The following is a 24,711-nucleotide window of genomic DNA, read 5'->3' as shown; positions in this document are numbered from 1 at the left end:
TGGTGCTTGAAACGCTAGTACTACTTGGTGAGCGGGCCGAGTACCGGATCGTCCACGTAGGCCGTCTTCACGTTGTCCTTGGTCACGATAACCGGGGGCAGCAGGTATGCCGGGACGGTCTTGACGCCGTTGTTGTAGGACTTGGTGTCGTTGATTTCCAGCTGCTTGCCTGCCTGCAGGTCCTTGGCCATGGTGATGGCGTGCTCAACGAGCTTGCGGGTGTCCTTGTTGATGGTGGAGTACTGCTCACCCGCAAGGATGGACTTGACCGACTCAACTTCCGAGTCCTGGCCAGTCACGATGGGAAGCGGCTTGCCTGCTGCCTTGACCGAGGTCAGGACGGCACGGGCCAGGGTGTCGTTCGGGGACAGCACACCGTCCAGGGAGGCGCTGGTGTACGTGCCCGCAAGCAGGGTGTCCATGCGCTTCTGGGCGTTCTCTGCCTTCCAGCCCTGGGTCACGGCCTGTTCGAACGACTTCTGTCCGGACACCACCTTGAGGGTCCCGTCGTCGATCTTTGGCTTCAGGATGCTCATCGCGCCGTCGAAGAAGACCTTCGCGTTGGCGTCATCAGGGGAGCCTGCAAACAGTTCAATGTTGTAGGGGCCGCTCGCCTTCTTGCCCTTCAGCCCGTCCAGCAGGGCCTGACCCTGCAGCACGCCGACCTTGAAGTTGTCGTAGGCCACGTAGTAGTCCACGTTGGCGGTGTTCAGCAGAAGGCGGTCGTAGGCAATGATCGTGGCGCCGGCGTCCTTGGCCTGCTTGAGCTGTGTACCAAGCTGTGCGCCGTCGATAGCACCGACGATGATGACCTTGTCGCCCTTGGTGACCATGGCGCTGATCTGGTTCTGCTGCTCCGAAACGCCGCCGTTGGCGAACTGCACATCCGGCTTGAAGCCTGCGCTCGTGAGCCCGTCGTTGAACAGCTTCTCCGCCAGGACCCAGTTCTCGCTGGTCTTCTGGGGGAGCGCGACGCCGATCGAGGAACCCTTCGGGAATGCCTCGCCGCCGCTTGATGAACCACCGGAGGTGCCGCTGTCCGTACGGCCGCAGGCCGTCAGCGCCAGTGCCGCGATCGCAGCAACTGCTGCTGCCTTTCCTGCTTTACCAAACATTCGCATAACTTGGGTTCACTTTCTTTGTTGTGGATGGAACAAGTCGTCTTGAAGCTGTTTAGGCTTCCTTGGCGATGACTTCCTTGGTGGAGGTCGTCTCGTCCGGAGCGTTTTCGCTGCTCCGGCCGAAGTTCTTCATCATCATTCCGATGATCGATTTCTTGCCCTGGGTCTTGTTGTAGACGTCGAAGGCGACTGCGGCGAGCAGCACGAGCCCCTTGATGATCTGGGTGAGGTCTGCGCCGACGCCGAGGAGTTGGAGGCCGTTGTTGAGGACAGCCATGACCAGGCCACCGACGATGGAGCCGATCACGGTGCCCACGCCACCGGTGACTGCTGCGCCACCGATGAAGACGGCGGCGATGGCGTCCAGTTCCCAACCGACGCCGTCGAACGGACCTGAAGCGGTGGAGCGGCCGACGAAGATCATGCCGGCGAGTCCGGCAAGGATGGACATGTTCATCATGACCATGAAATTGACCTTCTTGGACTGAACCCCGGAGAGCTCGGCCGCGTGGCGGTTGCCGCCGACTGCGTAGATGTGGCGGCCAATGACCGTCTTGGCGGAAATGAAGCCATAGATCAGGACCAGGACGGCCAGGATGAGGCCGGGGATGGGGAACGACGTGCCGGTGCGGCCAGTGGCGAACAGGTAGGTGGCGTAGAGGATGGCTGCGTTGACGAGCACGAGCTTGGTGATCATCACCCAGCCTTCAGGAACCTCCGCCCCCAATGCCTGGGCGGTGCGGCGGGAACGAATTTCACTGATGATCACGAAGGCAACAGCAATGAGTCCCAAGAGGACCGTCAGGTTGTTGAACCCTGTTTTGGGCCCCACTTCGGGCAGATAACCGGAACCCAAGAACTGGAAGTCTTCGGGGACCGGAACGGTGTTGGACTTGCCGACGAACTGGTTGAAGCCGCGGAACAGCAGCATGCCCGCTAGGGTCACGATGAATGCCGGAATGCCGACGTAAGCCGTCCAGAATCCTTGCCAGGCGCCGATCAGGGCACCGAGCAGGAGTCCGAACAGCACGGCCGCGTACCACGGTAGGTGCCAGTCCCTGATGGCCAGTGCCACCGAGATGCCGACGAAAGCCGCAACCGAACCTACGGAAAGGTCGATGTGGCCGGCGATGATCACCAGGACCATGCCGATGGCCAGGATCAGGATGTAGGAGTTGCCATTGAAGAGGTTGATGACGTTGCCCGGGGTCAGCGTGCGGCCCGAGGTGAAGATCTGGAAGAAGATGACGAGTGCAACCAGGGCGAATATCATGCCGAATTGGCGGGTGTTGCCACCGAATAGCTTCTTGAGCGCGTTCATTGTTTTGGGTCCTTGTGTCCGTGTGGTTCTTGACCGGGGTCAGGCAGCTTTGCGGCTGGATGTCATGAGCTTCATGAGGCTCTCCTGGCTGGCTTCGTCCTTGTTCAGTACGCCAGTGATGGAGCCTTCGAAGATGGTGTAAATGCGGTCCGAGAGGCCCAGCAACTCGGGGAGTTCGGAGGAAATCACGATCACGCCCTTTCCCTGGTTGGCCAGCTGCTGGATGATTCCGTAGATCTCATACTTGGCCCCGACGTCGATTCCGCGGGTGGGTTCATCCAGGATGAGAAGGTCTGGATCGGTGAACATCCATTTGGCGAGCACAACCTTTTGCTGGTTGCCGCCGGAGAGCTTCGATACGCCTTCCTCCACTGACGGGGTCTTGGTCCGAAGCGACTTCCGGTATTGCTCCGCCACCATGAATTCCTTGTTGGTGTCCACCACGATTCCCCGGCTGACCTTCTTCAAGTTGGCAGACACCGTGGTGGTCTTGATGTCGTCCAGGAGGTTTAGCCCCAGGCTCTTGCGGTCCTCTGTGACGTAGCCAAGACCGGCGTCGATCGCTTGGCGGACGCTGCGCATGGTGATCGGCTTGCCGTCCTTGTACACCTGACCCGAGATGAACCGGCCATAGGAGTGGCCGAAGACGGAGCGGGCAAGCTCGGTGCGTCCAGCGCCCATGAGGCCTGCGAATCCCACGATTTCGCCGCGGCGCACATGGAAGTTGGAGTTTTTACAGACCAAGCGGTCTTGGATCTGGGGGTGCCCGACGTTCCAGTCCTTGACTTCGAAGAACACCTCACCGATCTTCGGCGTGTGGTCCGGGAAGCGGGACTCGAGCGTCCGGCCGACCATGCCCTTGATGATCCGGTCCTCGTCGACGCCGTCTTCCTTCACGTTGAGCGTCTCGATGGACTTGCCGTCGCGGATGATGGTGATCTCGTCGGCGATCTGTTCGATCTCGTTGAGCTTGTGGGAAATCATGATGGACGTGATGCCCCGGCCTTTGAGGCCGAGGATGAGGTCCAGGAGGTGCTGGGAATCGGATTCGTTGAGTGCGGCTGTGGGCTCGTCCAAGATGAGCAGCTTGACGGACTTGTTCAGGGCCTTCGCGATTTCCACAAGCTGCTGCTTGCCGACGCCGATTTCCTTGATGGGGGTATCCGGGTCCTCTCGCAAGCCAACCCTGGCGAGGAGCTCAACTGACCGTTTGCGGGCCTCGGCCCAGTTGATGATTCCGCGGCGGACGGGTTCGTTGCCGAGGAAGATGTTCTCCGTGATGGACAGTTCCGGGATGAGCGCGAGTTCCTGGTGGATGATCACGATTCCGGCCTGCTCGCTCGCACGGATGTCCCTGAACTGCTGGACTTCCGCCTGGTACACGATGTCGCCGTCGTAGCTGCCGAAGGGGTAGACCCCTGAAAGCACCTTCATCAACGTGGACTTGCCTGCACCGTTTTCGCCGCAGATAGCGTGGATCTCGCCCACTTTGACCCGGAGGCTAACGTCCGAGAGCGCCTTCACGCCGGGGAATTCCTTGGTGATGGACCGCATCTCGAGAAGGATCGGGTCCTGGTGCGTTATGGGGGTCGACATACCCTTGCGCCTCCAATGTTTGACGTCGTTGTCGGCCCGCGGATGGCGAGCCTATCTGATGTGAAAGTAAACTGGATCACACCGCTTGTCGTCAAGACTTTAACGCAAGACGGCGGTAACAGCGTGGTAACGAAATGTTCAGGACTACTTGATGCCGGCGTGCTGGAACACCAAAGCGGCCGCCCCTAGGGCCTCCGCCCGGGCGCCGAGCGACGACATTGCCAAGTGCGTTGTTTCGCCGATCACAGGCACCGCGTGGCGGACGAGGCCGCGCCGGATCGGGTCAAGGAGGATGTCACCCAGGCCGGCCAGCGGGCCGCCCACCACGATGACTTCGGGGTTTATGAGATTGGCCACATTGCCCAGGGCGCGCCCCACGGCGAGGCCTGCGTCGTCCACCACCCGGAGGGTTGCGGGGTCCCTCGCCAGGGCGTTTCGGACAATGTCCTCAGGCTCGAGGTGTAGCCCCGAACCCTTGCCGAGCAGCTCGATCATGGTGGTGGTGGAGGCCATGGTTTCCAGGCAGCCCCGGTTGCCGCAGCGGCAGATGGCGCCGTATTCGTGGATGGTCGCATGGCCGATCTCTCCCGTGATTCCGACCGCCCCGTAGTAGGGCGCGCCATTGATGATGAGGCCCGCGCCGATGCCGGAACCGATCTTGAGGAACATGAGGTTGCTGATCCCGCTGTGCGGCCCCCACGTGACTTCAGACAGGGCCCCCAGATTGGCGTCGTTGTCAACGTACACGGGCATTTTCAGGGCTTCCTCGAGCCGTTCGAGAATCTGGATTCCCACCCATTCGGGCAAGATGGCACCCTGCGCTACCGTGCCGGAACGGCGGTCGATGGGGCCCGCGATGCCGGCGCCGGCGCCCACCACCGCGCTCCGGTCTACCCCGCTTTCCAATAGCAGTTTGTCAAGGAGCGCGACGGCGGCGCTGATGCCCTGTTCGGCGTGGTGTCCAAGGGGGAGGGTGACGGTTTCCTCGACGATGATGTGATAGCCCAGGGACGCCAGGACGACCCGCAGGTGGCGCCGGCCAAAGTCGATTCCGACAGCCACGGCGCCGTTGCTATTGAGCCTGACGTTCAGGGCCCGGCGTCCGGAACTGGTGATCGGTTCAGTGGAGACAAGCCCGGCGTCCTGCATGATCTTGACGATGTTGGACACTGTGGCCGTGGAAAGGCCGGTTTGCCTGGCGAGCTCGGCCTGGGTGGATGGACCGCTCAGCAGGCATTCGATGAGCCGCTGTTGATTCAGGTGGCGCAGCGCTGATTGTGAGCCGGGGTTTTTGCGGTGGCTCTTCGTCGAGCGCGATGTTGCAGGCATGACATGAAGCGTGCCCCAAATCACAGTTGCAGTCAAGAAGTTAACGCAACGGTCCAAAGTTGCGTCGGCATCATGAACTATGCGCCCGATTTGTACGAACCATCCCCGCGCGGCCCTCCGCAGGTCCATTTGTCCTTCGTGGGCCGTCTGCTGCTGGCTACGCTGGAATTACGAAGGTATCCCGGGTACGTCTCCCAAGAATGCTTGCCGGGGGATGCAAGGTGCTATTGAGGTGGTAAAGATGCTGCTGTCTGTCTTGCAGGCCAACGCTGTTGTCCTGGACATCGACGCCAATCTGGAGGCAATCGACGCGGCGGCACAACGCGCTGCCGCAGCCGGGTCCGCCCTTCTGCTGACCCCGGAGCTCTTTCCCGTGGGCTATGCGCCGCTGCGGCTCCACAGCGAATTTGACCCGGAGACTCTGCCCGGTATCCGGGCGCGCCTTGCGGATATCGCCCGCACACACGCAATCGGACTGGTCTACAGTCTCCCCGCCCCGGCCGCCGACGGCGGCTGGCATGTCTCCGCCACGCTCCTGGACGCGCGCGGAACCGTGCTCTTGGACTACAACAAGGTGCACCTCTTCGGCGAGGAGGAGCGCAAGGCGTTCTCTGCCGCCCAAGCGGCTCCCGCCGTCGTCGACTTCAACGGCATCAAAACGTCGCTGCTGATCTGCTACGACGTCGAATTTCCGGAGGCCGTCCGCGCGGCGGCAACACGGGGCGCCGAACTTCTGCTGGTTCCCACCGCCCTGTCCGCAGGCTTCGAGGCCGTACCCCAGGTACTGATCCGTGCGCGCGCCCTGGAAAGCCAGCTGAACGTTGCCTACGCCAACCACAGCGGGCACGAGGATGGCTGCGACTTCCTCGGCGGAAGCGTGGTCGCCGGTCCTGACGGCTCGCTGCTGGCTGCCGCCGGTGACGGGGCCGCACTGCTGTTCGCTGAGATCTCCACGGAAAGCGTCAAGGCTGCCCGGGAACAGGTGCCGTACCTGCGCGAACGCCGCCCGGAGCTTTACCGCGAGTGGGAAGAATCTTCCCGGAAAGGTTGAGGGCCCGAATGAAGCGGACGGCAGCTCAGTGTTTGACTTCAGGTGGGCGTAGGCCAATCAGCCGGGCCCACCTCCTGATTCCGAATAGGAATCCGCGTCCATCACCGAAGAATGGCAGAAGGAAGATTGCATGCAACAGGAACCAGTACTGCAGGGTTGAACTGGGTATGAGCAGGGCAATCAGCCCTCCGACCAGGCAGGATGCACCCGGGCCCAGTAACGACACGGTTGCGATCTGCCACCCGTAGAGACGTCCGACGGGAATGATGGAGAATCGAAGGACGCCTGCCGATACAACGACATGGGAAACGCCATGAAACAGTCTCATGCCAACAACGTGAAACCACTCGTGCACCAGAAAGCCGCCTAGCAGGCAAAGTACATGCAGGAGCAGCCAGAGGCCCACTTGGAGAAGTGCCGAGTCGCCCGTCTTGGCGGCAAGCGCAGCGCAGGTTGAGAAGCCGAGAACCACGGCCCCCAGGGGCCATCTGCACGACCACATGAGGCGCATGAGTACCAGGCTGGCGGTCGCATCCCGGAGGGCAATCGGGCGAACGGTCAACCCTGGCCTGCTCGCAGAAGGCGCTCCTTGTGGAGCTTCAGTCGTTCCAAGGCTGAGGCAACGGCAATATAAAAAACCAGCAAACCTACGAAGACTATGGCGATGGGCAGGCCGTTAGATATCCCGATTTCCAGGGCCGTGGCTCCGTTGGCCTGTTGATGTGGCTCAAAGAAGAGTGCGCCGAAGAGGCCGAACTTTCTCACGCCTATTTCCGACGCCGAGAACATCGTGGTGATGAAACTCGCGACAACTACGATCATGGTAACAATAAATGAGACCGTCAGCCCAGCAGCGAATCTAAGCAGCCATTTCATGACGAGCGATCCTTTCCATTCTTTGCATACCCAAGATGCTGTAAAAGACGACCAGTAGGTTAAGTGCGGCGAAAATCACGGCACTGATAATCGGGTCGAGATTAAAGACATTTAAGCCGAGTCCTACAATCATGACAATTATCATCGTGAGCAGGATTCCTATGATCACCGTAAATGGATTTCCTTTCTCCGGGGGAAAGCGATCCCAATCAACGTTGATATGAGAATGTTGCTCACGCAGAACCCTGCCACCGGAAGGCACGCTTCGAAAGAAACTCCCTGCACCGTGGAAATCGCCGTGATCGGAATGCCCACGGCCGCTAGGAGGACACTCTGTGAACCCACGAGGCGCAAGTAGTTCGCGATGGTGCTGCCCGGGTAGATGACCATGCGTCGCAAGGGCTCCTGGTTGGGTCCCCGGGTAGGAGTCCAGTGTTTGTGTGAGTTTCGTGTCCGAGAATGGACGCAGGAGGAATTTCACGCATCATGGCACGCAGACACACCCCCGAGCAGGTCATCGCGAAGGTCCGGCAGGGGCAGAAAATGCTCAACGACGGACGCCCGATGGTCGAAGTCATCAAGGAACTCCAGATCACCGAGGCGACCTGGTACCGGTGGCTGAACCAGTACGGTTCCGAGAAGAACGCCGAGGCATCCAGGCGGACCAGGGAACTGGAGAAGGAGAACGCCCGGCTCAAGCGGCTGCTGGCTGAGAAGGAACTGGCCATCGACATCCTGAACGAGGTCGCGAAGGGAAAATTCTGAGCCCCGAACCGCGCCGCCGTGCCGTGCGCATGGCAGTGGAGAAGTTCGGGGCGTCCGAGCGCCTTGCCTGCAGAATTCTGGGCCAGAACCGGTCCGTGTTCCGCAAGAAGAAACCCGACATGGGATTCCAGGAGGCCCAGTTGCGGGCGGACCTGAGGGCCGTGGCCGTGAAGCATCCCGCGTGGGGCTGGCGGAAGGCCCGCTGGCACCTCCTGGCCCAGCCTGCATGGGACGGGGTGGCGCTGAACAGGAAGCGGGTCCGCCGACTCTGGCGTGACGAAGGCCTGGCCTGTAAACCCAGGGCACGGAAGAGGCGCAGGACCGGGCCCGGCGCCGGGGAACAGAAGCGCCTCACCGCCCAGTATCCGATGCACGTGGTCAGCTTCGACTTCCAGTCCGACGTGACCTCCTGCGGCCGGCACATACGGTTCTTCAATGTCATCGACGAATACACCCGCACCGCCCTGGCAGTCATTCCGCGCCGGTCCTTCAAGGCCTCCGACGTGGTCGCCGTGCTGGAGGACATCATCGCCGAGACCGGCACCGCACCGACCTACGTCCGCTGCGACAACGGACCTGAATTCACCGCCGCGGCACTGATTGACTGGTGCAACACCGCCGGGGTCGATACCGCGTTCATCGACCCCGGATCACCCTGGCAGAACGGCTTCATCGAATCCTTCAACGCCCAATTCAGAAGGGAACAACTCACAGGAGAAATCATGGACACCATGGCCGAGGCAAGGTATTTGGCCGAGGAATGGAAAGCTATCTACAATCATGAACGGCCCCACGGATCCCTGGACGGCATGACGCCGAAACGCTACTGGGAGAACTGGACGCAGAAAAATCAACTAGCTATCGCATAGACGCTGGACTGCCAACGGGGGCCCAACCACTCCGAGTTAGAAAATGCGTAGACTCCTTGAAAGGTGATGAGAGCAAGAGCGTAAGGTGGCAACACCAAGTGCTGGATCCAAGCGAAGACCGAATAGACGATGACGAAAGAGACGGCAACCATCGTTTCGAAACTGCGAAATAAGACCAGCACGTGAACCCCGAACTTGCGGGCTGCGAGCCATGAAGGTAGAAAGACGAAGAAGCGCCGCATGGGGACGTAGCTCCTGGGTGCGGCCGCTACCACTGCTGGAATGAGTGCAGCTGATGAGGCAAGCAGCACTAGGGTGGAAAGCCAGAGTCCGATGTCTTTTTGCAGCTTTGCGTAAAGCAGGACCGGCGCAAAATAGTCACGCCCGTAAACGTAGCTTTCGGCGATCTGGGTACTCAGCTCGTTGGTTTGGGGAAAGACCACGGCCAGCCCGAGGGCCAGCACCATCGGAACTACTAGACCGCGGAGCCGGGCAATCCTGAGGGCCAGAAGCGTACGCTCGAGGAGACAGTAGCCGAGACTCAGAAGCAGGTAGGTTGAAATCGCGGGGAACCAGATGGACGTCAGAACTCTCGGAATGTAGTCCGGGCCCTCGATCAGTACGGTTGAGATGGAGAAAGCACCGAAAACGAAGACGGTCATGAGGAGAACGAAGGACGACTCGAAGAGCGCAAATGCCAACGTCCTTTCCTTATTGGTCACTGGCAGATTGAATGAGAGTTTCAGAAGTTCGTCCGCCTTCATGAACAGCACCCGAATCAGCGTGTACGCAATAAGTACCCAGAATCCGACGGACGCATTGGCTACTTGAAGGACAGGCGCAAGTAGACCGGTTCCGCCGAGATACTGCCGGATGACCACATAGCTCAATGCGTTGAATCCAGCGAACGCGGCAAGGGTAAGGAGCAGGGCAGAAAGCCGCGCGGTTGGGCTAGCCAACAATCCTCGTCCGAGAACGCGTCTCACGACGAAGAGCCAGAACAGTTGAAACAGGAGAACTACGCTCTTGAGGCGCATTTACAGTGTTTCCATTGCTTGGATGAATTCGTTGGCAAGATCAGCTATCGTTCCGTGGTCGTGGATGACTTTCCAGACAGGAGCCTGAACCACCAAGGCTCCTTGGATGAGAACTGCTAGCTCATCGGCGATGTGCTCCAACATTGTGAAATCATGACTGCAAAGCAGAACCGATCGGCCTTCTCTGGCGAGTTCGCGGATATCGCGTTCGAAGACGTTGACTGCGTCGATGTCGACGCCGTTGAGCGTCTCATCGATTACCGTGAACCTTCGCTTGAGCATGAATGCGGCGATGAGTTGCAGCTTCTTCCTCATCCCGTGTGAGTAGTCCTCGATCAAATCGCGGTGCCTGTCGCGCATTGAGTACCTGGTGAATTGCATCGTCAATGCGGCGTGGTCCAGGGGTTCTCCATAGAGCCCATGCATGAAGCGCAAATATTCCTCCCCGTGAGGAATTCAGGAAGGTAGTCATTGCTAGACAAGTAGATCGACGCCATCTTGGCGTCGCGGCTCTGGCTCGTGCAGGACCCGATGCAGACGCGGCCGCTTTGAAGTTGAAGCAGATCCAAGATGACCTTAATAAGGGTGGATTTTCCAGACCCATTGGGGCCAATGAGCCCCACCACCTGGTTCTCGGCGATCTTGAACGAGACGTCATGGAGTACTTGGATTCTGGAGTTGTAGGAGTAATTGAGGTTGTCGACGCTGAGTGTCACGAGTGGTGCTTCCGATGCTCAGGCCGTGGTGGCACGTCGTCACCGTGCCACCACGACGGATAGCTTGGCTCTGAGTTACCTGCATTCAACGAACATAGAGACGCCCCATTGGTTCCAACTCCAGTTGCCGGTGAAACGGCCTCTTCCTTGCGTCAGGCACCAGATGGCCATCGCTGCGAGCAAAGAAAAAGCAAGCACCATCAGGACGGCGAGAAGCACAAGAAACCAGCCGTCGTAGCGGACAATCATTTCGTCAATCTTGGTTCGCGCCGTTGTTATTGCGCTTGTTGCGTTCAATGTGGTCATGGCGAGCATTTCTTCCCCCTACTTCGATATGAGCTACTGGTCGATTCCGTGTAGCCCGGCACTCGAAGGCTAGGTCTCGCAAACCCCGTCTAGGTGTAGGCCGGCAAAAAATGAGTGTGAGGAATCAAGAAAATAGGTGCAAAAGCGGCCTTCACCTAGCTCGTTAATGCTCTTTTAGACGCATCCTAGGTGTGTTCGGCAAAAATCACTGGGAAAAAGTGCCGAAGTTATGCTCCGTCCGCCCCGCGCACCAACTCATTCGTGTACTGCAGCGCGATCCAAAGTTCTGCGCGCACCTGGGCCTGGTTCAAGTCGGTATCAAGAAGCTCGGCGAGCAGACCGATCTGACGGCGCACACTGTTGCGGTGCAGGCCCAAGAGTTTGGCGGAGGCGTCCCAGCTGCCGTTCTCACTCAACCAGCCCCGGAGCACGGCCAACAGTGGATCGCGCCTATCGGCTTCCAAGGCGAGCACCGGTTCAAGCAGCCGCGCGGCCAGCATGGACCCGGCCTCACGCCCAAGCAGTCCGGTCACGGACCACGTCACCTCGTCGACCCGGGCGCTCGTGCCGCTCGATTGCACTCGGCTGCGGAGCGACGTGACGCGCTGATGCGCTGCGGCGAGTCCCGTCAGTTCGGTGGGATCCCCGATGACCAGCCGCCAACCGAGTCTTTCGATGTCCGCCAGCAGGGAGTCATCCACCTTGAGCCTCGTGACCGCAGCGAATCCGTAATCGGTGATTTCCACCAGCTTGGTGTCGAAGAGGCGCCGCCACTGCAATAGCTCGCGCACGGGGCTGTCGCCGGCCGGCCATTCGGGAGAGTCCACCTTGATGCCCTGAACGACGCGCAGGGGAGCGGAGCGCGTGGAGGATAAGCTTTGCGCGAGGAGGTCCTTGAGCCCGTTGATGTGCCGCGTACTGCCAGTGGCAAGGCTCTCCGGGTGCAGAAGCAATGCGGTGGCCAGCTGGCTCGGCGCGAGCGAGCCGCTGGTCCGTTGCCGGACCAGCAACTCCAGCAGCCCCACCACGGACTGCACCACGCTGTTCTGGGCGGGAGTCAGTGCAACGTCCGATCCCAGAATCAGGGCGCCCAGGTTGGCATCCTTGGTGCTCCGCAGCGGGTGGCCGAAAACCATCGCTGAGCCCGGCTGCTCAAAGCCGTCCACCTCAACGCGCGGCCCGCTGCCCGAAAGGAGCCGTTCCAGCATTGGCTCCAGCAGCGAATGCTCGACGCCGGTGCTGCCGCCGGCGGCGTGGGCGCGCGCACGGATCCGCCCGTCCGCGCCTACCAGCAGGGCCCAGACTGGCGCCTTTAGGACCAGCGCGGCGAGCAGTTCGTGTTCAGGCCGAGGGGAGAGGACAGCCCGCATGAGTTGCCTGTTGGTGTCGGCGAGTTGGCGGAAGACCTTCGCGTTGTCCGATTCCAGAAGCTGGGAGAACTCCAGTCCGATCGCGGCGAAGGGGATGGATTCCGGGATCTCAATCAAAGTGAGCTTGTGCCGGCGGCAAGCCTTCAGTAGCTCGGACGGAACGGCGTCGAAATACGGCCTGATCCCGAACCCCAGCGCCGCCACCTTGGCCCCCACCAGCCGCTTCACGTAAGCGTCAACGTTCTCCTGGGAACCGCCGTCGCCCAGGAAGGGGAGCCCCGCGGTCAGCAGGAACTCCCCTTCTGGCAGGTAGGGGGTGGGATCGTCCAGTTCGCTGGGCTCAACCCAACGCAGCAACTCCTCGCCGCTGCCGCCGTCGTGGAGTATCTCCAACTCGGGCGGCAGCTGCTTGAGGAACTGATCGAGCGTGACAAAACTCAGGCGGCCCTGGCTCGGCTCAGGCGACATCGCTCGGCGCCTCCCTGGCTGCGAGACCCTGGTAGTCGGGGCATTCGTAGGCACCGGACTCATAAACACGAGGGAGTCTGGGTGCGATCCGGTTGATGATCTCGTCGCCATGGCTTCCGATCGCAGCGCCCCAATCGTCTGCGCTCGCAGCCCCTCCGGCCGGATCGCCGAACAGTACCGCCGTGTCTCCGACCTCGATCCCGGACGCATCGGGCCCCAGGTCCACCATGAACTGGTCCATGCACACCTTGCCGATCACGGGGACTTTCCGTCCGGCGATCTGGACCAGGCTGCGGCCGCTGATGCCCTTGGGGATGCCGTCGGCGTAGCCCAAGGGAATGAGACCGAGATAGCGCGGCTCGTGGGTGATGGCCTGGTGTTCGTAACTGACGCCGGTTCCTGCGGGGACCTTCTTGACCATGACGAGAGGTGCGGTGACGCTCAGGGCGGGGCGCAGTCCGAAGTCGGCCGGATCCAGGTGATCCGCGGGCGCCAGCCCGTAGATGGCCAGGCCCGCACGGACCATGTCGAAATGGAATTCGGGCCGGTCCAGGATGTTGGCCGAGCTGGAGACGTGCCGTAGTTGCGGGTCCAGTCCGGCGGCCCGCGCATCGCGCACGGCATCCTCGAATTCCGCCACGGCGGCTGCGTTGCCCGGGTGCGCGGGAACATCGGCCCAGGCAAGGTGGGTCCAGATGCCGCGGACCAGCACGGTGCCATCTTGTTCGGCCTTGCGCGCGTGGGCCACCAGTTCTGGCCAGTCTTCCTTTCGTGCGCCGCCGCGGCTGAGGCCGCTGTCCAGTTCCAGGTGTACGACGGCGGGCCGCCCCAGCTGCCTCGCGATACCCGCCAGGACCTCAAGCTGGCCGACGCTCCCAAGCGAAACGTCGACGTCGTACTCGAGTGCCTCTCGGATTGTTGCGCTGGTCTGGGATGCCAGATAAAGCCAGGACAAGACCGGCACGGTGATGCCCGCCTTGCGGAGCGCGATGGCCTCGCTGAGCTGCGCTGTTCCAAGCCAGTCAGCTCCTGCCTCCACCGCCGTGCGGGCCACATCGACCAGCCCGTGCCCGTAGCCGTTACCTTTGACGACGGCCATGAAATACGGCGCGGCGGTGCGCTTCTTGAGGGCCTTGATGTTGTCTGAAATCGCAGACAGATCAACGCTGACCTGCCCGGAAAGAGCCGCTTCCGGCGTCTGTTCTGATTGTGCAATACGTCTCATGGTTGATCACTATAGGTCATTTTGCACCGCCGTGAGAGCTGGCTCACAGGCTTACGGTGGACACGGGAAACCGCAAACTACTCTGAAGGGACGTCAACGGTGACTGTGCCTACCTCCACCCAGACCGAGCCAATACACGCCACACCTACAGATGCGAGCAACGCCGCCCGCCGTCCGGGGCTCGGTGCGCAACTGCTGCGCCGCAAGCCGATCGGGCAAATGGTCAGGGAAGCCGGAAGCAGCGAAAGCGGGACGCCGCTGGTCCGCAGCTTCGGTGTCCTCCAGCTGACGATGATCAGTGTCGGCGCCACCCTGGGCACGGGCATCCTGGTGATCCTCGGCGAGTCCGTGCCGCTGGCCGGACCCGCAGTCTGGATCTCCTTCGTGGTGGCCGGCCTCGCTGCCCTGTTCTCCGCCGTGTCCTACGCGGAAATGGCGGGCCTGGTGCCCGTTGCCGGCTCCAGCTACTCCTACTCCTACGCCACCATGGGCGAAGGCATGGCCTGGATCTGTGGTTGGTGCCTCGTCCTCGAATACGCGGTCTCCGTGGCTGCCGTGGCCGTCGGCGCAGGGCAATACGTGAACGAGACGCTCGCGGCGTTCGGGCAATTCCTGCCGGACGCCATGTCCCAGCCGCCGGGCAGCGGCGGGGTGGTCAACGTCCCCGCCATGGCGATTGTGGTCCTCGCGATGATCCTCCTGGTGCGCGGGGCCAAGGAGAGCGCCTGGATCAACACCGTGATCGTGGCCATCAAGATTGTCATCCTGCTGTTCTTCTGCGCCGTTGCCTTCACCGCGTTCAATGCCGGGAACTTCGAACCCCTCATGCCGATGGGTGCCGCGGGCGTCTCGGCGGCCGCCTCCCGGGTCTTCTTCTCCTACATCGGCTTCGACGCCGCTTCCACCGCCGGCGAAGAGGCCCGCAACCCCAAGCGCGACCTGCCGCGGGCCATCCTGCTTTCAATGGTGATCGTGACCAGCATCTATGTCCTGGTCGCAGTGGCCGCCATCGGCGCCCGCCCCTGGGAATGGTTCGGCGGCACCGAGGCAGCCCTCGTGCAGATCCTCGAGGAAACCACCCACCAGCCATGGATCGCGCTCGTCTTCTCCATCGGAGCCGTGCTCGCGATCGCCAGCATCGTGCTGACCGTGCTTTACGGCCAGACCCGCATCCTGCTCTCCATGTCCCGCGACGGACTGGTTCCTGAAGTCTTCGGCCGTATCTCCCCGCGCACCGGCACCCCGGTGGCTGGAACGCTCATCGTGGGCACCGCCGTCGCACTCACCGCAGGGCTTGTCCCGCTCGGCGCGCTGGCCGACGCCACCAGCATCGGCACGCTCTTTGCGTTCGCGCTGGTGAACGTCGCCGTCATCTACTTACGGCGCAACCGCCCGGACCTCAAGCGCAGCTTCCGCGTACCGCTCTACCCGATCACCCCGGTCCTCGGCACGCTGATGTGCGCCTACCTCATGGCCAACTTGGGCGCAGACACATGGGTGGTGTTCGGCGGCTGGATGCTCGTGGGGATCGCACTCTACTTCGGTTATGGACGCCGGAACTCCAAGGTAGCGGCCCTGACCGAACAGGAATACCGTGAACTATCCGCAAGGGTCCACGACCCGGAAACTGTGAAGGCAGAACTTTCATGACCACCGCCACCGAATTGCCCACGGAACCCACACCCCGCACGGGGGACACGGGGATTTCCCGAGCAACGCCGGCCGACGCTCCCATCACCATGCTGAATCCGGACTTCCCCTTCAGCTACGACCACTACCTGGCCCACCCGGACGGCCTGGCAGTTGTTCCGCCGGAACTGTACGGCACCGAGGTCGCGGTGATCGGTGCCGGCCTCTCGGGACTCGTCACGGCCTACGAGCTCATGAAACTCGGACTGCGCCCCGTGGTCTACGAGGCTGACCAGATCGGCGGGCGGCTCCGTACCGCGAGCTTCCCTTCGGCTCCCGGAGTGGTCGCAGACCTTGGCGGCATGCGGTTCCCGGTGTCCGGCAAGGCTTTCTACCACTACGTCGATCTCCTCGGCCTGGACACCCAGGAATTCCCCAACCCGCTCGCGCCTGCAACATCAAGCACGGTGATCGAGCTGGCCGGGCAGAAGCATTATGCGGCAACGTCCGCGGACCTGCCGGAGTTCTTCCACGAAGTTGCCGCAGCCTGGAAGGCCGCAGTGAATGACGGTGCCTCGTTCCAGGAAATGCAGGAAGCCATCCGCGCCCGTGACACCAAGCGCATCAAGGAGCTATGGAACGAACTGCTCCCGCTCCTGGACGAACAGACCTTCTACGGCTTCATCGCCGCAAGCAAGTCCTTCAAAAAGGCCGGATTCGCGCACCGGGAGGCCTTCGGGCAGGTAGGTTTCGGCACCGGCGGCTGGGACACCGACTTCCCCAACTCCATCCTCGAAATCCTGCGTGTTGTCTACACCGACGCCGATGACCAGCACCGGCTCATCACTGGGGGAGCGCAACGGCTCCCCGAGGCACTGTGGCACCACGCGCCGTCGGGCATGGCTCACTGGCCCGAGGGCACCTCGCTGGCATCCCTGCATTCCGGTTCCCCGCGCGGAGCCGTAGACCGCATTGAGCGCGACAGTGTTGACGGCCCTTCGGGCGAACTCATGGTGCGCGAACGCTGGGGCCGGAAAACCGGCTACCCCGCTGTCGTGACCACGTGCCAATCCTGGTTGCTGTCCACACGCATCCACACCCAGGAATCGTTGTTCCCGTCGGAGCTGTGGACCGCGATCGAGCGCTCGCACTACATGCAGTCGTCCAAGACCTTTGTGATGGTGGACCGCCCATTCTGGAAGGACATCGACCCGGAAACGGGCCGCGAAATATTGTCCATGACCCTGACCGACCGGCTCAACCGGGCAACGTACCTGCTCGACGACGGTCCGGACAAGCCCGCCGTCATCCTGCTTTCCTACACGTGGAACGACGATGCCCTGAAGTGGCTTTCGCTCACCGCCGAGGAACGCGTCAAGCTCATGCTGCACTCGCTGGAGCAGATCTACCCGGGGGTGGACATCGCGAGCCACATTGTGGGCCAGCCCATCACGGTTTCCTGGGAGGCCGACCCCAACTTCATGGGTGCCTTCAAGGCCAACTTGCCCGGGCACTACCGTTACCAGCAGCGCCTGTTCACGCACTTCAAGCAGGACAAACTGCCGGAGAGCCAGCGTGGCATCTTCCTGGCCGGCGACGACGTCTCGTTCACCGCAGGTTGGGCAGAAGGCGCCGTCACCACAGGCCTGAACGCTGTGTGGGGCGTGGTGAACCACCTGGGCGGTTCCTCCGTGGCTGGCAACCCTGGTCCCGGTGAACTGTTGGACGAGCTGGGTCCGATCAGCCTGGACTAACTCTCCGCGTGCATCTCACGGTGCGCCGCAGCCAGTTCCCGGTAGTGGGCGGCGTTGCGCTTCACGCCGTCGAGTTCTTCCTCGCTCAGTTCGCGGCGCACTTTGGCGGGCACTCCGGCAACCAAGGAACGCGGCGGGATGACAGTTCCCTCAAGCACGACGGCGCCAGCGGCCACGAGGGAACCGGTACCGATCACCGCGCCGTTCAGGATGGTGGCGCTCATGCCGATAAGGCAGTCGTCCTCCACCGTGCAACCGTGCACGACGGCGCTGTGTCCGACGCTGACGCGCTCGCCTACGGTGCAGGGGAAACCGGGATCTGCGTGCAAGACTACGTTGTCCTGCAGGTTCGAGCCGGCACCGACGCTGATTGCGGCGGTGTCGGCACGAACCGACACACCATAGAAGGCGCTGGAGTCCGCGCCGAGGGTGGCCTTGCCGATGATGGATGCCGTGGGAGCCACGAAGGCGGTGTCATGAATGGCCGGGGTGTCCCCGGCAAAGGTGTAAATGGGAGCCATGGGCCAAGCCTAGAACACGCCGGCCCCAACCCAACTAGCAGTAGGTGTCGTTATCAGCCCGCATTGCGACACCTACTGGCGGTGGGGACTACATTCGGCCGGAAGGCGTCCGGAGGACCAGGAACTGGTAGTGCTGCGTCCAATTCCCCGCACCCGGCCCAGACTCGGCACCCGTGCCTTCGGGCCAGGTCTCAAAGTGTTCCACCGCGCCGTGCGCCCCGAAGATGCGCCTCACGGCGTCGTCGCTCCGCCGGCTGAAGAACCGCCGCGGTTCGTCTTCGTCCTCCGGGTTGAGTACTTCCTCATCGTCACCTGACCAGAGCCCGACGGCGATTGGCGCGCCGGGCGCGGCGACCCGCACGAGTTCGCTGACGACGTCGTGGATTCGAGTGTTAGGGACATGCAACAAAGTGCTCATGGTCCACACTGCGGGGAAAACGGCGTCGGCGAATGGCAGGGACCGGCCGCTGGCCACACTGGCGTCCAAGCCTTTGGTCCGTGCCAGATGGACGCTCTCCTCGGATAGGTCGACGCCGGTGTAGTGCAGGCCTGCCCGCACGAATTCCAATCCTTCGACGCCGGTGCCGCAGCCCAGTTCGAACAGCGAGTGCCTGTGTTCGTCCTTAAGCAGGCGGATGAACCAATCGCGGCATTCAACCCGATGCGGCGTCAGCGCCCGGGTGTTCTCTGTGGGGGCCTGCCGGTCGTAGAAAGAGGCGAGGTCCGCCTCGTGATCGGTTTCGTCGCTGAAGGCCCTCCGGGTGCCGTCCATGCACCCAGCCTAGAACACCCAACTGGCTGGCAATAGATGCCGTTATAGGCGCCCAAAACGACATCAACTGCGAGTCAGTTGGGCGGGAACGTTAGTTGAAGACCACCGTGCGGGTGCCGTCCAGGAGGACGCGGTGTTCGGCGTGCCACTGCACGGCCTGCGCGAGGGTGCGGCCCTCGACGTCGCGGCCCATCTGCACGAATTGCTCGGCGGTACGTGCGTGGTCCACGCGGATGACTTCCTGCTCGATGATGGGACCCTCATCGAGGTCCGCCGTGACGTAGTGGGCGGTGGCGCCGATGATCTTCACGCCCCGGGCATGCGCCTGGTGGTAAGGCTTGGCACCCTTGAAGGACGGCAGGAAGGAGTGATGAATGTTGATGGCCTTGCCGTTGAGCTCTTTGCAGAGCTCGTTGGAGAGGACCTGCATGTAGCGCGCCAGGACAGTCAGCTCGATGCCGTGCTCATGGATGAGCCCAAGGAGTTTCGCCTCGGCCTCGGGCTTGGTGTCCGGGGTGACGGGGATGTGGTGGAAGGGAATGCCATAGAACTCGGCCAGCCCTTCGAGGTCCCGGTGGTTGGACACGATGGCCGGCACTTCGATGGGGAGGGTTCCGGAACGCTGTTGGAAGAGCAGATCGTTGAGGCAGTGTGCGTCCTTTGAACCCAGAATCAGGGTCCGGACCTTCTGGCCCACCGGGTTGATCTGCCACTTCATCCCGAATGCTTCGGCCACCGGGGCAAGCGCCGAGCTCAGTTCAGCCTTGGTCGAGGAGGTGGTGGCTTCCACCCGCATGAAGAAGTTTCCCGTGCTGGGGCTGCCGTATTGCTGGGAATCGGCGATGTTGCAGCCAGCCTCCAACAAGGCGCCTGCAACGGCGTGCACAATTCCGGGCCGGTCCGGGCAGGACAGGGTTACAACAAAAGACGTGGGCAGGGTGGAGTCAGTCACACGGTCAAGCCTACCGTTGCGCACCTGTTGTACTGTTTAAGTCGTCGCGACTGGCGTTGGGTGGTGTACCACCAGGGAGCGGCATTGATGAAGACCACGGATCGTACGCCTGGGCCGAGGGTCACGTTTTACTGTCGCTGTGCCATGCCCCGTAATCAAAAGGCATGGAAAAAACCCAGCCGGTAGCCTGACCTGTAGAAATACCCGTTGCCTATCCAGGAGATCTTCGTGACCACCACCATCACCTCCGCGACCATCAGCAACCAGCCGCTTTCCGAACTCGACCCCGAGATCGCAGCGGTTCTGGAACAGGAACTCGGCCGCCAGCGCGGCACCCTGGAAATGATCGCTTCCGAGAACTTTGCGCCCCGCGCCGTCATGGAGGCCCAGGGTTCTGTCCTGACCAACAAATACGCCGAAGGCTACCCGGGCAAGCGCTACTACGGTGGCTGCGAATACGTGGACATCGCCGAGCAGCTGGCCATCGACCGCGTGAAGGCTCTCTTCGGTGCCGAGTACGCCAACGTGCAGCCGCACTCGGGTGCACAGGCCAACGCCGCTGCCCTCTCCGCCTTGATCAACCCGGGCGACAAGATCCTGGGCCTGTCCCTGGCCCACGGTGGTCACCTGACCCACGGCATGAAGCTGAACTTCTCCGGCAAGCTGTACAAGGTTGCCGCCTACCAGGTTGAAGCAGACACCTTCCGCGTGGACATGGACAAGCTCCGCGAGCAGGCCATTGCCGAGAAGCCGCAGGTGATCATCGCCGGTTGGTCCGCTTACCCGCGCCACCTCGACTTTGAGGCCTTCCGCTCCATCGCCGACGAGGTTGGCGCGCTTCTCTGGACGGACATGGCCCACTTCGCCGGCCTTGTGGCAGCAGGCCTGCACCCGAGCCCGGTGCCGCATTCCGACGTCGTGACCTCCACGGTGCACAAGACGCTGTCCGGTCCGCGTTCCGGTGTGATCCTCGCCAAGGAAGAATGGGCGAAGAAGCTCAACTCCAACGTTTTCCCGGGCCAGCAGGGCGGTCCGCTCATGCACGTGATCGCCGCCAAGGCCGTTGCCTTCAAGATCGCCGCGGGCGAGGAATTCAAGGAACGCCAGGAACGAGTCATCGAAGGCGCCAAGATCATCGCGGACCGCCTGAACCAGGCTGATGTTGCCGGAGCCGGCATTTCCGTCCTGACCGGCGGCACCGATGTTCACTTGGTCCTCGTGGACCTGCGCAACTCGCAGCTGGACGGCCAGCAGGCCGAAGACCTCCTGCACTCGGTGGGCATCACCGTCAACCGCAACGCCGTTCCGTTCGACCCCCGCCCGCCGATGGTCACCTCCGGCCTGCGTATCGGTACTCCGGCCTTGGCCACCCGCGGATTCAGTGCTGCCGAGTTCACCGAGGTTGCCGAGATCATCGCTTCCGCGTTGAAGGCCGGTTCCGCCACCGACGTTGAAGCCCTGCAGGCCCGTGTCGACAAGCTCGCCGCCGATTTCCCGCTGTACCCGCAGCACGAGCAGTGGTGAACCCGTCCATGGCGCAGACCGCGAAGATCCTTGACGGCAAGGCCGCCGCCGCCGCCATCAAATCCGAGCTCACTGAGCGCGTCGCTGCCCTGAAGGCCCGCGGCGTGACTCCGGGCATTGCCACTGTGCTCGTAGGCGCGGACCCTGCTTCGCAGCTTTACGTGTCCATGAAGCACAAGCAGTCTGTGGAGATCGGGATGAACTCGATCCAGCGTGAGCTTCCGGCGGATGCCACCCAGACTCAGGTTGAGGCCCTCATCGATGAACTCAATGCGGACCCCACCTGCCACGGTTACATCGTGCAGCTGCCGCTGCCCAAGCATCTGGACACCGACGCCATCCTTGAGCGGATCGACCCCGCCAAGGATGCCGACGGCCTGCACCCGACCAACCTGGGCCGGCTGGTGCTCAACGTCAACGGAGAGATCACCTCGCCGCTGCCGTGCACGCCCCGCGGCGTCATCGAGCTCCTGGAGCGCAACGGCTACAGCCTCGCTGGCAAGCACGTTGTGGTGGTCGGCCGCGGCGTCACGATCGGCCGCTCGATCGGCCTGCTGCTCACCCGGCGGGCCGTGAACGCTACCGTGACGCTGACGCACACCGGCACCAAGAACCTCTCGGAGCTGCTGCGGCAGGCGGACGTGATTGTGGGCGCGGCGGGTGCCAAGCACATCGTCAAGGCTGCGGACGTGAAGCCGGGCGCGGCCGTGCTCGACGTCGGTGTAACCCGTGAAACCGACCCCGAGACGGGCAAGAGCAAGGTCCACGGCGACATCGATCCCGCCGTTGCCGATGTGGCCGGCTGGATTTCGCCGAACCCCGGCGGCGTCGGTCCCATGACAGTGGCGCTGCTCATGACCAACGTGGTCGAAGCCGCGGAACGCCAATTGGCAGCGGGAAGCGTCTCCGGCGTCGCCTGATTTTGCTCCCCACCGCCGTGTAGGACGCCTACTCCCTCGGGAGTAGGCGTCCTACATCGTTAACCCGACGACGCCGGAGCCCGCCGCGGCTAGGCTCGGAGCATGCAGCGGCGTTTCCAGGGTCCCCCTACGAGTTTCATCGTGATCGCGGTGGCCTTGATCCAAGTCCTGGGGACCGTCTTTTCGGCGGGCCACCAGGCTGCGCTGCGCCCCTTGGACCCACTGGCCTTCATCCTGTTGCTGGCAGGACCCGCGGCGCTGGCTTTCCGGTCGAGCAGGCCCGTGGTCATGCTTCCGGTCACCTTGGCGGCCACTTTCAGCTATGTGCTCCTCGGTTACGCCTGGGGCCCGATCGTGCTGTCCCTGGCGTTGTCGATCATCCTGACCGCGGCCGCGGGGCTGCGCTGGCAGGCGTGGCTTGGGGCAGGGATCTGCGCCGTCGCCGTCGTGCTGTTCTCAGTCCTGACGGGGGGTGAGACCGGGCTTGTCCGGGCGTCCGCCGGCATCGCGTGGGTGGCGATCCTGGTCCTGATCGGTGAGGGCTTCCGACGTCGGGGCGAGCGGATGGCCGAATACCGGCGACGGCGGGAGGCCGCGAAACAGGCCGAACGGGACGAGTATCGGCTCACGCTCGCCCGGGACATCCACGATGTGGTGGCCCACTCCCTGTCGATGATCAACGTCCAGGCTTCCGTGGCTCTCCATCTGGGCACCAACGATCCCGAGAAGCTCCGCCCGGCGCTGGAAGCCATCAAGGCGGCGAGCAAGGAGTCCTTGGCCGAGGTCCGTCAGCTCCTTGGCGTACTGCGAGACGACGCTCCGTTGAGTCCTGCCGCAGCGCCAAGTTTGGCGCGGATCCCGGAACTCGTGGAGGACGCCCGGCGCGGCGGCTTGGAGGTGCGGTTCGAGAACTCAGTAGACCCGGAACGAGTAGACCCAGAGCGAGTAGCCACAGCACAGCAGGAGACGGCTTACCGGATTGTCCAGGAAGCCCTGAGCAACGTGCGCAGGCACTCAGGCGCGGCGTCCGCCGTCGTACTTCTGGAATTGGCGGGGAACGCGCTCAAGGTGAGGGTCGACGACGACGGTGCAGGCATGCGGGGAGCGGCCGCCGGCAACGGACTGACAGGTATGCACGAGCGCGTCCAGGCTCTCGGCGGCACGCTTGGCTTGACCCCGCTGGAACCCGGGCTGCGCGTTGAAGCGATGCTTCCGCTGAACCTTACCCAAGGAGAACACCGCCCATGATCCGCTTGCTGCTTGCCGACGACCAGACCCTCATCCGGGCGGGATTCAGGGCGCTCCTGGATGCTGAACCGGACATGGAAGTGGTGGCGGAAGCGGGTACCGGCAAGGACGCGGTGAGGCTGGCCGAGCGTGAAGCACCCGACGTCATCCTCATGGATATCCGCATGCCCGATGGCGACGGGCTGGCCGCAACCCGGCAGATCCTGGCTGACCCTCGCCTCGCGCACACCCGCATCATCATCCTCACCACGTTCGAACTGGACGAATACATCGCCGAGGCTGTGCGCGCCGGTGCGGCCGGCTTCCTCGTCAAGGACACCGAACCGGAGGAACTGATCCGCGCAGTGCGGGTGGTGCACGACGGCGACGCCCTCCTTTCGCCGTCGGTGACCCGCCGCATCATGGCCCAGCTGGCCCTGCACAGCAAAGCGGCGTCCAAGACAGTTCCCTTGGACCAGATCACCGAACGCGAACGGGAAGTCCTGGCGCTGGTGGGCGAAGGCTTGAACAACGCCGAGATCGCCGAGCGGCTGTTCATCACCCCTCTGACGGCCAAGACGCACGTTTCCCGGATCATGACGAAATTGCTGGTGCGGGACCGGGCGCAATTGGTGGTCCTGGCTTACGAATCCGGTCTGGTCCGGCCCGGCTGGAGCAGCTAGCCGTTCCGCGCAGTCTCCCGGGGGAGTAGGCGGGCGGACGCAAGTGACTCCCGGTGGCCGACGCGTTTCGATGGGCGAAAAACCAGACTGGAAACAGAGCCGAGATACGGCCTGTTAAGAGTTTGGACTGGACATGTTGACATCACTGAGCACCACCATCGGCGCCGCGGCCGCGCAGCTTCCCGCCGACGTCGTCCATGGACCGGGGGACGGATTCGTCTTCTGGCCGTTTTTCCTCCTGATTCCATTGTTTTGGATCCTGGTTATCGGATTCTTCATCTTCTTTGGCCGCCGCATGTGGCGCCGGAACCACGACTGGGCCGCGACCCAGGGCGCCGAAAGCGTGCTGAGGGAGCGCTACGCACGTGGCGAAATCGATGAGACCGAGTACCGCCAACGCCTCGAAGTGCTGCGGGCACATCCCACGAAGTGAGGGACCGGCGGATTTTGCTGGATCATTCGTCTGGACAAACCGTCAGGCCTTGGAATCATGCGGTTCCAGGGCCTGATGCTTGGAATGATCCAGCAGAATCCTCCGCAGTCTGGTTTCCTGGGCGGGCCAGGCCCCGGGTTATTCCAGAAAATTGCGGAATACCTCTTTCACGTATTCCTTGGCTCTACTAGTCTGCTGGGGTGCACAATGAAGCCACCCGCTCTTTCTCCACGTCAGCCAGCTTCC

The 24,711-nt window shown here is 62.5% G+C and carries 24 protein-coding genes and 1 riboswitch; of the genes, 9 read left to right on the top strand and 15 right to left on the bottom strand.

All coding sequences use genetic code 11. From position 1 onward, the window contains the following. Positions 1–20: 20 nt before the first annotated feature. The 4 genes from OW521_RS08180 to OW521_RS08165 form a co-directional block, all read right to left on the bottom strand. The gene (locus tag OW521_RS08180) at positions 21–1,121 is read right to left on the bottom strand and encodes a substrate-binding domain-containing protein (RefSeq protein ID WP_268024399.1); all 1,101 of its coding nucleotides are present in this window, start codon (positions 1,119–1,121) and stop codon (positions 21–23) included. A gap of 52 nt (positions 1,122–1,173) precedes the next feature. Then, the gene (gene mmsB, locus OW521_RS08175) at positions 1,174–2,442 is read right to left on the bottom strand and encodes a multiple monosaccharide ABC transporter permease (RefSeq protein ID WP_268024398.1); all 1,269 of its coding nucleotides are present in this window, start codon (positions 2,440–2,442) and stop codon (positions 1,174–1,176) included. Between the two features lie 39 nt (positions 2,443–2,481). Beyond that, positions 2,482–4,038, bottom strand: coding sequence for a multiple monosaccharide ABC transporter ATP-binding protein (gene mmsA, locus OW521_RS08170; RefSeq protein WP_268024397.1), 1,557 nt, complete (start codon positions 4,036–4,038; stop codon positions 2,482–2,484). Between the two features lie 144 nt (positions 4,039–4,182). Beyond that, positions 4,183–5,367 carry an ROK family transcriptional regulator gene (locus OW521_RS08165; RefSeq protein WP_268024396.1) on the bottom strand — a complete coding sequence of 395 codons (1,185 nt, stop codon included), beginning with the start codon at positions 5,365–5,367 and terminating at the stop codon, positions 4,183–4,185. 241 nt (positions 5,368–5,608) lie between these two features. Between OW521_RS08165 and OW521_RS08160 the strand changes: the two genes are divergently transcribed. After that, positions 5,609–6,418 (top strand): nitrilase-related carbon-nitrogen hydrolase, encoded by an 810-nt coding sequence (locus OW521_RS08160; protein WP_268024395.1) that lies wholly within the window; start codon positions 5,609–5,611, stop codon positions 6,416–6,418. 558 nt (positions 6,419–6,976) lie between these two features. On the opposite strand, the gene OW521_RS08155 is transcribed toward OW521_RS08160, so the two are convergent. Together OW521_RS08155 and OW521_RS08150 are read right to left on the bottom strand one after the other, a co-directional pair. Further along, entirely contained in the window at positions 6,977–7,294 is a 318-nt protein-coding gene (locus tag OW521_RS08155; protein ID WP_268024393.1) for a hypothetical protein, read from the bottom strand. Next, positions 7,278–7,775, bottom strand: a complete 498-nt coding sequence (locus OW521_RS08150; protein ID WP_268024391.1) for a hypothetical protein — start codon at positions 7,773–7,775, stop codon at positions 7,278–7,280. The genes OW521_RS08155 and OW521_RS08150 overlap by 17 nt, the downstream gene beginning before the upstream one ends. Before the next feature lie 5 nt (positions 7,776–7,780). Between OW521_RS08150 and OW521_RS08145 the strand changes: the two genes are divergently transcribed. Continuing rightward, a protein-coding gene (locus OW521_RS08145; RefSeq protein WP_268020581.1) for an IS3 family transposase occupies positions 7,781–8,928 on the top strand; the annotation gives its coding sequence in 2 pieces (ribosomal slippage) (positions 7,781–8,054 and positions 8,054–8,928; 1,149 coding nt in all). On the opposite strand, the gene OW521_RS08140 is transcribed toward OW521_RS08145, so the two are convergent. From OW521_RS08140 to alr, 6 genes are all read right to left on the bottom strand, one after another. After that, a complete protein-coding gene (locus OW521_RS08140; RefSeq protein ID WP_268024390.1) occupies positions 8,910–9,887 on the bottom strand; it encodes a hypothetical protein in 978 nt (325 codons plus the stop codon). The two genes, OW521_RS08145 and OW521_RS08140, sit on opposite strands and share 19 nt — an antisense overlap. A gap of 78 nt (positions 9,888–9,965) precedes the next feature. Then, the gene (locus OW521_RS08135; protein WP_268024389.1) at positions 9,966–10,325 is read right to left on the bottom strand and encodes a hypothetical protein; all 360 of its coding nucleotides are present in this window, start codon (positions 10,323–10,325) and stop codon (positions 9,966–9,968) included. 23 nt (positions 10,326–10,348) lie between these two features. Further along, positions 10,349–10,681: an ABC transporter ATP-binding protein gene (locus OW521_RS24150; protein WP_326494014.1), complete on the bottom strand. Its 333-nt coding sequence runs from the start codon at positions 10,679–10,681 to the stop codon at positions 10,349–10,351. 75 nt (positions 10,682–10,756) lie between these two features. After that, positions 10,757–10,996: a hypothetical protein gene (locus tag OW521_RS08125; protein ID WP_268024387.1), complete on the bottom strand. Its 240-nt coding sequence runs from the start codon at positions 10,994–10,996 to the stop codon at positions 10,757–10,759. Positions 10,997–11,214: 218 nt separating this feature from the next. Continuing rightward, the gene (locus OW521_RS08120; protein WP_268024385.1) at positions 11,215–12,825 is read right to left on the bottom strand and encodes a PucR family transcriptional regulator; all 1,611 of its coding nucleotides are present in this window, start codon (positions 12,823–12,825) and stop codon (positions 11,215–11,217) included. Then, positions 12,815–14,050 carry an alanine racemase gene (alr, locus tag OW521_RS08115; RefSeq protein ID WP_268024383.1) on the bottom strand — a complete coding sequence of 412 codons (1,236 nt, stop codon included), beginning with the start codon at positions 14,048–14,050 and terminating at the stop codon, positions 12,815–12,817. Before alr ends, OW521_RS08120 begins: the two co-directional genes overlap by 11 nt. Before the next feature lie 99 nt (positions 14,051–14,149). On the opposite strand from alr, the gene OW521_RS08110 reads away from it, so the two are divergent. Next, a complete protein-coding gene (locus OW521_RS08110) occupies positions 14,150–15,700 on the top strand; it encodes an amino acid permease (protein ID WP_442781242.1) in 1,551 nt (516 codons plus the stop codon). Then, positions 15,697–17,433 carry a flavin monoamine oxidase family protein gene (locus tag OW521_RS08105; RefSeq protein ID WP_442781241.1) on the top strand — a complete coding sequence of 579 codons (1,737 nt, stop codon included), beginning with the start codon at positions 15,697–15,699 and terminating at the stop codon, positions 17,431–17,433. Before OW521_RS08110 ends, OW521_RS08105 begins: the two co-directional genes overlap by 4 nt. Here the strand turns inward: OW521_RS08105 and OW521_RS08100 are convergent. The 3 genes from OW521_RS08100 to purU form a co-directional block, all read right to left on the bottom strand. After that, the gene (locus OW521_RS08100; RefSeq protein WP_268024381.1) at positions 17,430–17,954 is read right to left on the bottom strand and encodes a gamma carbonic anhydrase family protein; all 525 of its coding nucleotides are present in this window, start codon (positions 17,952–17,954) and stop codon (positions 17,430–17,432) included. The two genes, OW521_RS08105 and OW521_RS08100, sit on opposite strands and share 4 nt — an antisense overlap. 88 nt (positions 17,955–18,042) lie before the next feature. Then, positions 18,043–18,726: a class I SAM-dependent methyltransferase gene (locus OW521_RS08095; protein WP_268024379.1), complete on the bottom strand. Its 684-nt coding sequence runs from the start codon at positions 18,724–18,726 to the stop codon at positions 18,043–18,045. 91 nt (positions 18,727–18,817) lie between these two features. Further along, positions 18,818–19,678 carry a formyltetrahydrofolate deformylase gene (gene purU / locus OW521_RS08090; RefSeq protein WP_268024376.1) on the bottom strand — a complete coding sequence of 287 codons (861 nt, stop codon included), beginning with the start codon at positions 19,676–19,678 and terminating at the stop codon, positions 18,818–18,820. A gap of 36 nt (positions 19,679–19,714) precedes the next feature. Beyond that, positions 19,715–19,800: riboswitch (ZMP/ZTP riboswitch) on the top strand. 106 nt (positions 19,801–19,906) lie between these two features. Here purU and glyA point away from each other — a divergent pair. From glyA to OW521_RS08065, 5 genes are all read left to right on the top strand, one after another. Then, entirely contained in the window at positions 19,907–21,202 is a 1,296-nt protein-coding gene (gene glyA, locus OW521_RS08085; protein ID WP_268024371.1) for a serine hydroxymethyltransferase, read from the top strand. A gap of 8 nt (positions 21,203–21,210) precedes the next feature. After that, positions 21,211–22,122 (top strand): bifunctional methylenetetrahydrofolate dehydrogenase/methenyltetrahydrofolate cyclohydrolase, encoded by a 912-nt coding sequence (locus tag OW521_RS08080; RefSeq protein WP_268024370.1) that lies wholly within the window; start codon positions 21,211–21,213, stop codon positions 22,120–22,122. Positions 22,123–22,224: 102 nt separating this feature from the next. Then, positions 22,225–23,370: a sensor histidine kinase gene (locus OW521_RS08075; RefSeq protein WP_268024369.1), complete on the top strand. Its 1,146-nt coding sequence runs from the start codon at positions 22,225–22,227 to the stop codon at positions 23,368–23,370. Continuing rightward, entirely contained in the window at positions 23,367–24,032 is a 666-nt protein-coding gene (locus tag OW521_RS08070) for a response regulator (protein ID WP_268024368.1), read from the top strand. The genes OW521_RS08075 and OW521_RS08070 overlap by 4 nt, the downstream gene beginning before the upstream one ends. A 133-nt stretch (positions 24,033–24,165) precedes the next feature. After that, on the top strand, positions 24,166–24,465 hold the full coding sequence (locus tag OW521_RS08065; RefSeq protein WP_268024366.1) for an SHOCT domain-containing protein: 300 nt from the start codon (positions 24,166–24,168) through the stop codon (positions 24,463–24,465). The last annotated feature ends 246 nt before the right edge of the window (positions 24,466–24,711 follow it).

The organism is Arthrobacter sp. MMS18-M83 (genome assembly GCF_026683955.1).
Taxonomy (GTDB): Bacteria; Actinomycetota; Actinomycetes; order Actinomycetales; family Micrococcaceae; genus Arthrobacter.
Note: the sequence above shows the minus strand (reverse complement) of the source record. Positions and strands in the feature narration are given on the sequence as shown.